11 protein-coding genes and 1 pseudogene are annotated in these 12,409 nt (G+C 70.9%); 3 read left to right on the forward strand and 9 right to left on the reverse strand.

Translation table 11 applies throughout. The annotated features are described in order from the left end of the window. Positions 1–10: 10 nt before the first annotated feature. Positions 11–1,645: a glycoside hydrolase family 13 protein gene (locus ABZ406_RS09955; protein ID WP_357758225.1), complete on the forward strand. Its 1,635-nt coding sequence runs from the start codon at positions 11–13 to the stop codon at positions 1,643–1,645. Positions 1,646–1,799: 154 nt separating this feature from the next. Here ABZ406_RS09955 and ABZ406_RS09960 read toward each other — a convergent pair whose 3' ends face one another. From ABZ406_RS09960 to ABZ406_RS09985, 6 genes and pseudogenes are all read right to left on the reverse strand, one after another. Then, positions 1,800–2,237, reverse strand: coding sequence for a hypothetical protein (locus ABZ406_RS09960; RefSeq protein WP_357758229.1), 438 nt, complete (start codon positions 2,235–2,237; stop codon positions 1,800–1,802). Between the two features lie 81 nt (positions 2,238–2,318). Then, positions 2,319–2,705, reverse strand: coding sequence for a GntR family transcriptional regulator (locus ABZ406_RS09965; RefSeq protein WP_124856404.1), 387 nt, complete (start codon positions 2,703–2,705; stop codon positions 2,319–2,321). Further along, positions 2,705–3,631, reverse strand: a complete 927-nt coding sequence (locus ABZ406_RS09970) for a YhjD/YihY/BrkB family envelope integrity protein (protein ID WP_357758232.1) — start codon at positions 3,629–3,631, stop codon at positions 2,705–2,707. The genes ABZ406_RS09965 and ABZ406_RS09970 overlap by 1 nt, the downstream gene beginning before the upstream one ends. Before the next feature lie 109 nt (positions 3,632–3,740). Continuing rightward, positions 3,741–4,310 carry a 2'-5' RNA ligase family protein gene (locus ABZ406_RS09975; RefSeq protein WP_357758976.1) on the reverse strand — a complete coding sequence of 190 codons (570 nt, stop codon included), beginning with the start codon at positions 4,308–4,310 and terminating at the stop codon, positions 3,741–3,743. A gap of 25 nt (positions 4,311–4,335) precedes the next feature. Next, positions 4,336–5,361: a tryptophan--tRNA ligase gene (gene trpS / locus ABZ406_RS09980; protein WP_357758235.1), complete on the reverse strand. Its 1,026-nt coding sequence runs from the start codon at positions 5,359–5,361 to the stop codon at positions 4,336–4,338. A 249-nt stretch (positions 5,362–5,610) separates the two neighbouring features. Then, positions 5,611–6,564: pseudogene (locus ABZ406_RS09985) on the reverse strand (hemolysin family protein); the annotation flags it as partial. Between the two features lie 196 nt (positions 6,565–6,760). On the opposite strand from ABZ406_RS09985, the gene galE reads away from it, so the two are divergent. Continuing rightward, positions 6,761–7,744: a UDP-glucose 4-epimerase GalE gene (galE, locus tag ABZ406_RS09990; protein WP_357758238.1), complete on the forward strand. Its 984-nt coding sequence runs from the start codon at positions 6,761–6,763 to the stop codon at positions 7,742–7,744. Positions 7,745–7,858: 114 nt separating this feature from the next. Further along, positions 7,859–9,028, forward strand: a complete 1,170-nt coding sequence (gene galK / locus ABZ406_RS09995; RefSeq protein WP_357758242.1) for a galactokinase — start codon at positions 7,859–7,861, stop codon at positions 9,026–9,028. A gap of 166 nt (positions 9,029–9,194) precedes the next feature. Here the strand turns inward: galK and ABZ406_RS10000 are convergent, their stop codons facing one another. The 3 genes from ABZ406_RS10000 to ABZ406_RS10010 form a co-directional block, all read right to left on the reverse strand. Next, positions 9,195–10,508 (reverse strand): GTP-binding protein, encoded by a 1,314-nt coding sequence (locus ABZ406_RS10000; RefSeq protein WP_357758980.1) that lies wholly within the window; start codon positions 10,506–10,508, stop codon positions 9,195–9,197. Between the two features lie 14 nt (positions 10,509–10,522). Next, positions 10,523–11,434: a sulfate adenylyltransferase subunit CysD gene (gene cysD, locus ABZ406_RS10005; RefSeq protein WP_357758246.1), complete on the reverse strand. Its 912-nt coding sequence runs from the start codon at positions 11,432–11,434 to the stop codon at positions 10,523–10,525. Positions 11,435–11,507: 73 nt separating this feature from the next. Beyond that, positions 11,508–12,338 (reverse strand): inositol monophosphatase family protein, encoded by an 831-nt coding sequence (locus tag ABZ406_RS10010; protein ID WP_357758249.1) that lies wholly within the window; start codon positions 12,336–12,338, stop codon positions 11,508–11,510. Between the last annotated feature and the right edge of the window lie 71 nt (positions 12,339–12,409).

Below are 12,409 nucleotides of genomic sequence, written 5' to 3' on the forward strand. Positions count from 1 at the left end.
TATTGCTCGGATGATCAGCACCGCCACCCCGCACCACGCCACCGACGACGACTGGTGGCGCTCCGCGGTCGTCTACCAGGTGTACGTCCGCAGCTTCGCCGACAGCGACGGCGACGGCACCGGCGACCTCCAGGGCATCCGGCAGCGCCTGCCCTACCTGCGCGACCTCGGGGTGGACGCGCTCTGGCTCACCCCCTTCTACACCTCGCCGATGATCGACGGCGGGTACGACGTGGCCGACTACCGGGACGTCGACCCGATGTTCGGCACCCTCGACGACTTCGACGCGATGATCACCGACGCGCACGCTCACGGTCTGCGCGTCATCGTCGACCTGGTCCCCAACCACACCTCGAACGCGCACCACTGGTTCACTGCGGCGCTCGCCGCCGGCCCCGGCTCACCGCAGCGGGCCCGCTACCTCTTCGCCGACGGCCAGGGCGCCCACGGCGAGTTACCCCCGAACGACTGGGAGAGCATCTTCGGCGGCCCCGCCTGGACCCGGATCGCGGACGGCCAGTGGTATCTGCACCTGTTCGACAGCTCGCAGCCCGACCTGAACTGGCGCCACCCGGAGGTCCGCGCCGAGTTCGAGGACGTGCTGCGGTTCTGGCTGGACCGGGGCGTCGACGGATTCCGCGTCGACGTGGCCCACGGCATGATCAAGGCCGAAGGGCTGCCGGACGTCGGCTTCAGTTCGATGACCACCGGCCAGCGCCAGGTCGAACTGCTCGGCAAGGGCCGGCTGCCCTACTTCGACCAGGACGAGGTGCACGACATCTACCGGGCATGGCGGCCCATCCTGGACAGCTACCCGGGCGGCCGGATGGCTGTCGCCGAGGCGTGGGCCGAGACGCCGCAGCGCCTGGCCCGCTACATCGGCCCGGACGAGTTGCACCAGGCATTCAGCTTCGACTTCCTCGACGCCACCTGGTCGGCCGACTCGTTCCGCAAGGTGATCGACACCGCGTTGGCCGAGGCGACGGTGGTCGGGGCACCGACCACCTGGGTGCTCTCCAACCACGACAAGCAACGGCACGTCACCCGGTACGGCGACGGTGCCGAAGGGCTGCGCCGGGCCCGGGCCGCCAGCCTGCTGATGCTCGCCCTGCCGGGCTGCGCCTACCTCTACCAGGGCGAGGAGCTGGGCCTACCGGAGGTCCTCGACCTCCCCGACGAACTGCGCCAGGACCCGGCGTTCCTGCGCACCGGGGAGAGCCGCGACGGCTGCCGGGTGCCCATCCCGTGGAGCGGCCAGTTGGCCCCGTACGGCTTCGGGCCGGCCAGCAGCGAGCTGAGCTGGCTCCCCGCCCCGGCGGTCTGGCAGGCGCTGTCAGTCACGGCGCAGACCGGAGTGCCCACTTCCACCCTGGAGCTGTACCGGGCCGCGCTGCGGATCCGACACGACCACCCCGCACTCGCCCTCGACGCCGACGGGGTCACCTGGCGGGACAGCGAGCCGGGCGTGCTGGCCTTCTCCCGCACCTCCGGCTCGGCAGTGCTCACCTGCGTGGTCAACCTCAGCGGCGCGCCGGTCCTGATCGACGGGTACGGCCGGCCACTCGTCGCCAGCGACCAGCTCACCGAACAGGGCTCCGGCCAGCTGCTGCCAATTGACGCCGCAGTCTGGTTGGAACAGCGCTGAACGGGTAACTCGTTCACGACCTGGTCGTTCGTTGTGCCCCGCGCCGACGGGCGACTGGGCTACCGGCCCCTTGTGGTGGGGGGTGAGGTGCCACCGGCGCCACGCGGAGTCCGCTCCGTGTGGCGCCGGTGTCCGTTCCCACCCACCCAGGTCGTCACTTCGCGGTGAGCAACGCCGCGATCCGGGTGAATCCGTCCCGTACCTCGGCCTCGTCCGGCGGCACGACGGGCTCACCGTGGCCGGCCTCGTCGGCTGCCGCGTCCAACTCCTCGTCGATCACGTCCTCGAAGTCCCCGTACAGGTCGGCCCCCTCCACCTGGCGGGCCTCGTCCTCGGCGGCGACCTGGGCGGCGGCGATCTCGCTGCGGATCTCGTCGGCGGACAGCGCCGGCAGCAACGGCTCCACCACTGCCATCAACTGTTCCTCGGCCACCACCGCCTCGGCCAGGGCCAACGCGTGCGGTCGCTCGTACGGCCCGCAGACCACCGGCTCCCACTCGTCGATGTCACCGAGCGGACCGAAAGTGATGATCCACGGCAGGCCGAGGAGCGGTGAGTCCGCCGGCAGGTCCAGTGTCATGAGTGCGCCCACCGGCTCATCATGGTCCGCGAACGCGAGCGCCGACGCCGTTCTTCTCAGTTTTCGCCCGTCCGACTGTCGATCGGCACCCGGTCAGCCAGGGCGGACAGCGTCCAGGGCGGCGCGCACCAGGGCGAGCGCGGTGGCCGGCGGCACGCCGAGCCGGGCCGCCTCCGCCGCGTAGCCGGCCGCCGCCCGCTGCAGCCGGTCGACGGCGTCGTCCCGCCCGGGGGCGACGAAGGTGCCGTTGCGCCCCCGGGTCTCCAGCAGCCCGGCCGCCTCCAACTCGCGGTAGGCGCGGGCGACAGTGTTCGCGGCCAACCGCAGGTCGGCGGCGAGCTGCCGGACCGTGGGCAGTCGGCTGCCCACCGGCAACCGGCCGTCGCCGATCAGCTCGGCGAGCTGCACACGCACCTGCTCGTACGGGGGCACCGACGAATCCGGATCGACCGAGATCAGCACCTGTACGCCTTCCGTCATCAGCCCGCACCGCCCGGCGTACCGGGATCGATGCCCTCGTCGACATCGTCCGGTGGGGCGGGGGCCTCCGCCAGGTCCACCACCCGCCCACTGGTGCTCGTCGCCAGAAGTGCCGCGCCGAACAGCACCAGCTGGTTGAGCAGATACAGGTAGAGCAGCAGACCGACCGCGCCGGCCACCACGGTGTACGCAGGGTTCCGCTCGGTCCGCACCACGTAGTACCGCCCCACGGTGTTCAGCAGCGTGATTCCGACCGCCACCACCAGCACCACCGGGCGGAGCCGGGACCGGCTCATCCGCAGCCGGGGCACGGCGAGCAGCAACGCGGTGGCGAGCACCGTGTTGACGAGCACGCTGAGCACCGCGCTGATCGTGGTCAGACCGACCGACCCGGTGCTGCGCAGCAGGAAACGCAGCAGCGACTCCAACGCGTCCACCGCCGCGACCGAGACGCCGAGCAGCACGAAGACACCGATCATCACGCCCAGGTCGACGAGCCGCCGCACCACCAGATTGCCCGGCTGCTGGTTGAGCTGGTACATCAGCCGCTGGGAGGACCGGATGGCCTCCACCCATCCGATCCCGGTGAAGACCAGGATGACCAGGCCGACCACACCGACAGTGCCGCTGGAATTGGCGATCTGCTGGGCGTCCAGGAACGGCAGATTCTCCTTGAGGAAACCGGCTGCCGCCGCGCTGACCTCGTCGTTGTCCTCGAGGATCGCGCCGAAGATGGAGAACGCCACGAGGGCGAGGGCGAACACCGCGAAGAACCCGTAGTAGGCGATGGCGGCGGCCAGGCGGCCGGCCAGCACCTCGCCGTACAGCACGCCGGCCCGCCACACATGATCGAAGAGCCCCGACCGCTGGCGCGCGGCGCTCACCCAGCGGTCGATGCCCGCCTCGATCTGGCCGATCACGTTCACGCGATCATCCTCGCCGATCTCCCACCGCTGTAGGGGCAACAGGCTTGCGATGCTCGCCAGCCGGCGCGTCGCCGACGGATCGGTTGCCGGCGGCCCGACTGCCGGCGCCTCAGTCGCCGAGGCAGAAGTCGCGACGAGGCTGCCATCTGGCCTCACCGCTGTGCGAGAAGAGGGTGAACGCGTCCACCTCGAACATCGCGGAGAAGTCGGCCAGATCCTCGTACACCCGGTCCAGGGCATCCGGTGCCACGTCCTGAGCCACCGTGACGTGCGGATGGTACGGGAAGCGCAGCTCACGGTGCAGGCCCGGCGCCGCGGCGATGGCCGCGGCCAGCAATTCACACTCGCTGATCCCGGCGGCCACCGCGACGAACACCACCTGGGTGACCGGACGGAACGTGCCGGTGCCCCTCAGGTGCAGCGTGAACGGCAGGTGCGCGGCGGCCACGGCGGCCAGGTGCCGCTCGACAGCGGGCAGGTTCGCCGTCTGGATCTCGGTGGGGCCGAGCAACGTCACGTGCGCGGGCACCGCCAGCGGGTCGCCGGCCTCGATCCGCCGCCGGGTGAGCTGGACACCCCACGGCTCGGGGATGTCCACCGCGATGCCGATCTGGATGGTGTCGCCGGTCGGCGGCACCCCGCCACTGCGATCCACGCTGCGCGCCGCCCCTCCGAGCACCGACCCGTCCACAGGTATCGCGGCGCTACTCGCCACGTACGGGCGGGAAGAACCCGACCCGCTCGTACGCGGATCGCAGGGTCGTCGCGGCCACCGCACGGGCCTTCTCCGCGCCGGCCGCGAGCAGCTTGTCCAGCTGCGCCGGATCGTCGAGATAGGCGCGGGTGCGCTCCTGGATCGGGCGGACGAAGTCCGTCACCACCTCGGCCAGCTCCTTCTTCAGATCGCCGTAACCGCGGCCCGCGTACGCGGCCACCAGTTCGTCGATGCTGCGACCACTGAGCGCCGAATAGATGGTCAACAGGTTGGACACACCCGGCTTGGTCTCGGCGTCGAAGACGATCTCCCGGCCGGTGTCCGTCACCGCCGAACGGATCTTCTTCGCGGAGCGGGCCGGATCTTCGAGCAGATCGATGATCCCGGCCGGCGAGGACGACGACTTCGACATCTTCGCCGTCGGGTCCTGCAAGTCGGTGATCTTGGCAGTGTCCTTCACGATGTGCGGGGCGGGCACCGTGAACGTCGCACCGAACAGCGAGTTGAACCGCTGGGCCAGATCCCGGGAGAGCTCCAGGTGCTGGCGCTGGTCCTCGCCGACGGGCACCGCGTTCGCCTGGTAGAGCAGGATGTCGGCGGCCTGGAGGACCGGATAGGTGAACAGCCCGACGCTGGCCCGCTCGTTGCCCTGCTTCTGCGACTTGTCCTTGAACTGGGTCATCCGGCTCGCCTCGCCGAAGCCGGTGATGCAGCCGAGCACCCAGGCCAACTGGGGGTGCTCGGGCACCTGCGACTGGACGAACAGAGTGCTGCGTTCCGGGTCCAGCCCGACCGCGAAGAGCTGGGCCGCGGCCACCCTCGTCCGCTGGCGCAGCACCGCCGGGTCGTGCCCCGCGGTGATGGCGTGCAGGTCGACCACGCAGTAGAACGCGTCGTGAGTGTCCTGTAGCGCCACCCAGTGCCGGACCGCACCCAGATAGTTGCCGAGGTGGAACGAGTCGGCTGTCGGCTGGATGCCGGAGAAGACGCGGGGCCGGGCGGGAACGTCGGACATGGCGATAATTCTGTCAGCAAGCAACCCGGTCCGTCATGACGGGCCGGCGGGTCGGCTCCGGCCCGCCGGTGCCGGGGTGCTGACCTCGCGTGGTTCGCCAGCGCCGACCCGGCGCGTCGGCCCGACCGCGACCCGGCGGTGCTGCCCCGCCACCGTCTCCCGGGCCCGCTCGGGACTGCCCGCCGAGGCCGGCCCGGCGTCGTCCTCGCGGTGCTGCTCTTTGCTCTGCTCGCGGTGCTGCTCGGTGGCACGGTTGGCGGAGACGGCGAGTCGGGCCACCCGTCGGCCGTCCAACGTGAGCACCCGCAGCAGCCAGCCGGCCGGAATCTCGGCCGGATCGGGCCCGCCGACCTCGGTGGGCTCACCGGGCACCGGCACCTCGTCACCGCTGACCGGAAGCCGACCCAGCGCGGCCATGACGAATCCGCCCACCGTCTCGTACGGTCCGGAGGGAAGTGTCACCCCGGTCCGCTCGGCGAAGTCGGCGAGGTTGAGGCGACCGTCCACCACGGCGGGCAGGCCGTCGTGCACCGGGTCCGGGGCGGTGTCGTACTCGTCGTGCATCTCACCGACCAACTCCTCGATGAGATCCTCCAGGGTGACGATCCCGGCCGTGCCGCCGTACTCGTCGACCACCACCGCGAGGTGCTGGCCCTCCCGGCGCATCTCGGTCAGGGCGGCGAGCACCCGTTTGCTGCCCGGGAACCGCGTCACCTCGCGGGCCAGTTCGCCGACTGTGACACACGGGTCGACGTCCGGGCGCAACAGGACGTCACGGAGGTGCACGAAGCCCACCACGTCGTCATGGGTGCCGTCGGTGACCGGGTAGCGGGTGTGCGTTTCGGCGCGGACCAGTCGCGCGGCCTCGACGATGGTCAGCCGCGCCGGGAGGAAGACCACCTCGGTACGCGGCATCATCACCTCGCGGATCAGACTGGCACCGGCCACCAGGACCTCGTCGATGATCCGCCGCTCGTCCGGGTCGAGCACCGTGTTCGCCGCGACGAGGTCCCGAAGGTCGGCCTCGGAGATGCGCTCCCGGCCGGCCGTCGGACCGGTCCCGAGCAGATCGGTGACGATCCGGGTGGTGCCGTCCGCGGCACGGACCAGCACCCGGGCGACGGCCCGGGCGAACGGACCAGGGTCGCGGCGGGGGTTCACCCGCACGCGTCGCCGGAGCCCGGCACGGGCCACTTCCCGCATGACAGAGATGGTAGACACCGGGTGCCCGCCGCACCGGGGATCACGCGGAGCACTGCCTGAATGTTCGGCTCTGTTTAAACGTGAGAGATTATGATGGAATGGGGTTGACGGTGGTGTCGGCGAGGGCGCCGACCACCGCCCTAGTGTGATCACCGAAGGGCCACGTTCCGGGGCGGGCCAGGCAGGAGGCAACGACGTGAAACTGCTCGTCACCGGGGGCGCCGGCTTCATCGGAAGCGTGGTGACCCGGATGCTGCTCGACGCGGGTCACCAGGTGGTCATCCTCGACGACCTGCGCACCGGCCACCGTGCGGCTCTCGCCCCGGACGCCACCCACGTGGAGGCGTCCATCCACGACGCCGCCCGGGTCATCACCGCGGACGCCAGGTTCGACGGGGTGCTGCACTTCGCCGCCCTGATCGCCGCCGGAGAGTCGATGGTCAAGCCGGAGCTGTACTGGCAGAACAACACCATCGGCACGCTCGCCCTGATCGACGCGGTCCGGGCCGCCGGGGTGCCCCGGATGGTCTTCTCATCCACCGCCGCCGTCTACGGCAACCCCACCGAACTGCCCATCACCGAGAACGCGGTGAAGGCACCCACCAACACGTACGGCGCCACCAAACTCGCCGTCGACATGGCACTCACCTCCGAGGCGATCGCGCACGGGCTGGCCGCCGTGTCGCTGCGCTACTTCAACGTGGCCGGCGCCCACCTCGACGGCGACATCACGCTCGGCGAGCGACACGACCCGGAGACGCACCTGATCCCGATCGCGCTGGACGTCGCCGCCGGCCGGCGGGAGAAGCTCCAGCTCTTCGGGGACGACTACCCCACAGTGGATGGCACCTGCGTCCGCGACTACATCCACGTCGCCGACCTGGCCCGCGCGCACCTGCTGGCGCTGGACGCCGCAACCGGCGGCCAGCACCGGATCTACAACCTGGGCAACGGCAACGGCTTCACCAACCGCCAGGTCGTCGACGTGGTCCGCGAGGTCACCGGGCACCAACTGCCCGTCGAGGTCGCCCCACGCCGCGAGGGTGACCCGGCGGAACTGGTCGCGTCGTCCGCGCTGGCCCGCGAGGAGTTGGGCTGGGTGCCGCAGAAGCCGACCCTGCACGACATGGTCGGGGACGCCTGGGCCTTCTACCGCGCGCACATCCTGGGGCAACGGTGAGCGCGAGGAGTGAGCCGGGTTTGCGAGCCCCGCAGTCGCGAACGGAGATGGCACGGTGAGCGCGAGGAGTGAGCCGGGTTTGCGAGCCCCGCAGTCGCGAACGGAGATGGCACGGTGACCCACCCGACCGATTATGTCGCCGAGCGGGCCGCCGCTGGCTTCGCCGCGCAGTTCGGCGGCCAGGCTGCCGGCCGCTGGGCCGCCCCCGGCCGGGTCAACCTGATCGGTGAACACACCGACTACAACGACGGCTTCGTGCTGCCGTTCGCGCTGCCGATGCGTACCGTCGTCGCGGCCGACCGGCAGGACGGGGAGCACTGGACGGTCTGGTCCGAGCTGTCCGGCGAGGCGATCACCTTCGGCGCGGACGACGTCGCCGAGCCGGGTCGGGTCACCGGCTGGGGCGCGTACGTCGCCGGGGTGGTCTGGGCGCTGCGCGACGCAGGTCACCAGGTGCCGGGCGCCCGGATGGCGATCGCCTCCGACGTGCCGCTCGGTGCCGGGCTCTCCTCCTCGGCCGCGCTGGAGTCGGCAGTGCTCGCGGCCCTGCTCGACCTCGGCGAGCTGGCACTCGCCCCGGATCTGCAACCCCGGCTGGCGCAGCGGGCGGAAAACGTCTACGTGGGCGCGCCGACCGGCATCATGGACCAGTCCGCCGCGATCCGGTGCCGTGCCGGGCACGCCCTCTTCCTCGACTGCCGCGACGAGTCCGTCGAGCACATCCCCTTCGACCTGGACGCCGCCGGGCTGGCGGTGTTGGTCATCGACAGCCGGGCGCCGCACCGCCACGCCGACGGGGAGTACGCGGCCCGCCGGCGCTCCTGCGAGGTCGGGGCCAGGGCCCTCGGTGTTGCCGCCCTACGCGACGTGGGCGTCGACGAGCTCGACGCCGCGTTGGCGAAGCTCGACGACGAGGAGACCCGGCGACGGGTCAGGCACGTGGTGACCGAGGACCAGCGCGTACTGGACACTGTGGCGCTGCTCCGCGCCGCCCGGGTCCGCGACATCGGCCCGCTGCTGACCGCCTCCCACGTCTCGATGCGGGACGACTTCGAGATCACCGTGCCCGAGGTCGACACCGCGGTCGAGGCGGCGTTGGCAGCCGGTGCGCTGGGCGCCCGGATGACCGGCGGCGGCTTCGGCGGGTGCGTGCTCGCGCTGATCGAGGCCGACCGGGCCGATGCGACAGCCGCCGCAGTGACCGACGCGTACGCCGAACACGGCTTCACCGCCCCCGGCACCGTGACGGTCCTCCCCTCCCCCGGCGCCACCCGCCTCCCCTAACCCCGCCACCCGCTGCCCGGACCCCCACCCCCGCCCACCCCCGCCACCCCCCGGTTGATCAAGAGGTTTGCGTCAATTCGAGCCCGAATCCTGACGCAAACCCCTTGATCACCGGGGAGGGCGGGGAGGGGCGAGGGCGGGGGTGCGGGGCTGGGGGGCGGGTGGGTTAGCTGGCTTCGACGATCATGGCGGCGCCTACCGTGCGGTTGGTGGCCTCGTCGATGATGACGAAGCCGCCGGTGGTGCGGTTGCGGCGGTACTCGTCGGCCAGCAGCGGCACCGTGGTGCGGAGGCGTACCCGGCCGATCTCGTTGAGCCGCAGTTCGTCTGCCGACTCGTCGCGGTGCAGCGAGTTGATGTCCAGCCGGTAGTGCAGCCCTCGCACGATCGCCCGGGCGGAGCGGGTGGTGTGCTTGATGGCGTACTTGCCGCCGACCCGCAGCGGCGCCGTCTCGTCCATCCAGCAGACCATCGCCTCGATGTCCTGGGCGACCGCTGGCGCGTTGTTCGGCCGGCAGATCAGGTCACCGCGGGAGATGTCGATCTCGTCGGCCAGTCGTACCGTCACCGACATCGGCGGGAACGCCTCCGGGACCGGCCCGTCGGCGGTCTCCACGGCGGCGATCCGGCTGGTGAAGCCGGAGGGCAGCACCATCACCTCATCGCCCGGCTTCAGCACGCCGGAGGCGACCTGGCCGGCATAGCCGCGGTAGTCGGTGACAGTGGTGGACTGCGGACGGATCACGTACTGCACCGGGAACCGGACGTCGACCAGGTTGCGGTCGCTGGCGATGTGCACCCGCTCCAGGTGGTGCAGCAGCGACGGGCCCTCGTACCACTGCATGTTGTCCGACCGGGTGACGATGTTGTCGCCGCGCAACGCGGACACCGGCACCACTGTCAGGTCCGGTACGTCGAGCTTCGCCGCGAACGCGGTGAACTCGTCGGCGATCCGCTCGTAGACCTCCTGCGACCAGTCGACCAGGTCCATCTTGTTGACACAGAGGACCAGGTGCGGCACCCGCAGCAGGGAGCAGAGGAACGCGTGTCGACGGGACTGCTCGACGAGGCCCTTGCGGGCGTCCACCAGGATCAACGCGAGGTCCGCTGTCGATGCCCCGGTGACCATGTTGCGGGTGTACTGGATGTGGCCGGGGGTGTCGGCGATGATGAACTTGCGCCGGGGGGTGGCGAAGTACCGGTACGCCACGTCGATGGTGATGCCCTGTTCCCGCTCGGCCCGCAGGCCGTCGGTGAGCAGGGCCAGGTTCGTGTACTCGTCGCCGCGGGCCGCGCTCACCGCTTCCACAGCGGCCAACTGGTCGGTGAAGAGCGACTTGGTGTCGTAGAGCAGCCGCCCGATCAGGGTCGACTTCCCGTCGTCCACGCTGCCGGCGGTGGCGAACCGCAGCAGGTCCATCGGCCGGGCCTCCGGACTTGCCGAGGTGACAGCCCGGGCCTCCGCGTTCTCGGACGCCATGATCTCGGTGCTCATCAGAAGTAGCCCTCCCGCTTGCGGTCCTCCATGGCGGCCTCACTGACCCGGTCGTCACCACGGGTGGCGCCGCGCTCGGTGATCCGGGTGGCCGCCACCTCCTCGATGACCTTCTCCACGGTGTCCGCGTCGGATCGGACCGCTGCGGTGCAGGAGGCGTCGCCGACGGTGCGGTAGCGCACCTGCGCCTTGAACCGTTCCTCACCCGCGCGGGGGCGGAAGAACTCGTTGACGGCGTAGAACATGCCGTCGCGTTCGATCACCTCGCGCTGGTGCGCGTAGTAGATCGACGGCAGCGGTATGCGTTCCCGGGCGATGTAGTGCCAGACGTCCAGTTCGGTCCAGTTGGACAGCGGGAAAACCCGGATCGACTCGCCCGGGTGGTGCCGGCCGTTGTACAGCGACCACAGCTCCGGCCGCTGGTTCTTCGGGTCCCACTGGCCGAACTCGTCGCGGAAGCTGAACACCCGCTCCTTGGCCCGGGCCTTCTCCTCGTCCCGGCGGGCGCCACCGAACAGCGCGTCGAAGCGGTGCTTCTCCACCGCGTCCAGCAGCACCGGTGTCTGGATCCGGTTGCGCATGCCGTCGCCGGACTCGCGGACCATGCCGCTGGCCAGGGCCTCCGGCACGCTCGCCACCACGAGGTGCAACCCCAGCTCGGCGACCCGTTGGTCGCGGTATTCGAGGACCTCGGGGAAGTTGTGCCCGGTGTCGACGTGCATGACCGGGAAGGGGATGTTGGCGGGGGCGAACGCCTTCTGCGCGAGCCGCAGCATGACGATCGAGTCCTTGCCGCCGGAGAAGAGCATCACCGGGCGTTCCATCTCGGCGACCACCTCGCGCATCACGAAGATGCTCTCGGCCTCCAGGGCGTCCAGGTGGGAGACCTGGTACGCCGCCGGGGTGGTCATGACACCAGCTCGATTGGCTCGCTCATCCGAATTCCAGACCTTTCCGGTCGGGCATGTCAAGAAGACGCTCAGGCTACCCGGAATGTCTGTGCAGCGCTGCAAGCAACCGGGTGGCGAGATCCTCGCGGCAGACCAGAAGGTCCGGCAGGCGCGGATCCGCCTCGTTGTATCTCAGCGCAGAACCGTCGATCCGGGAAGCGTGCAGTCCGGTGGCCGTCGCCACAGCGACCGGGGCCGCCGAGTCCCACTCGTACTGCCCACCCGCGTGGATGTACGCGTCCACCTCGCCGGTGACCACTGCCGCGATCTTCGCTCCGGCCGACCCCATCGGCACCAGGTGCGCCCCGACGTCCTCGGCGAGGTCGGTCAGGAAGACCGGCGGCCGGCTCCGGCTCGCGGCCAGGCGGATCTTCCGCTCACCGGCCGTCGCCGCCTCGACGGTCATCGGCGGGTACGCCGGCGGGTAGTCGGTGCCCAGCACCCGGTCCTGGGCCGGCAGCCCCACCGCCCCGGCGACGAGCCCGTGCGGACTCGGCGCGTTGCGTGCCCAGAGCGCCACGTGCACCGCCCAGTCCGAGCGGCCCTCCTCGGAGAACTCCCGGGTGCCGTCCAACGGGTCGATGATCCACACCCGGTCCGCGTTCAACCGCGACACCGCTCCGGTGTTCACCTCCGCGGCCCAGGCCAACCGCGACCCCTCGTCCTCCTCGGAGAGCACCGCGTCGCCCGGACGCCACTTCGCCAGCTCCGTGCGGATCAGGTCGTGCGACACCTTGTCCCCGGCCGACTTGAGTGCGCCGCCGTCGGCGAAACCCATCTCCGTGCGCAGGTCGAGCAGCGCCTGACCGGCCCGGGACGCCAACCATCGGGCGAACGCGCCATCGATCATCGGAGGACTGCTCATCTGCCCGCTCCCGTCGCCTCGCCGCGCTGCCCGAACGGGCCGATCCGCCGCGACTCGCGTCGCCGGTCGCG

The organism is Micromonospora sp. NPDC005710 (assembly GCF_040630995.1).
Classification (GTDB): Bacteria; Actinomycetota; Actinomycetes; order Mycobacteriales; family Micromonosporaceae; genus Micromonospora.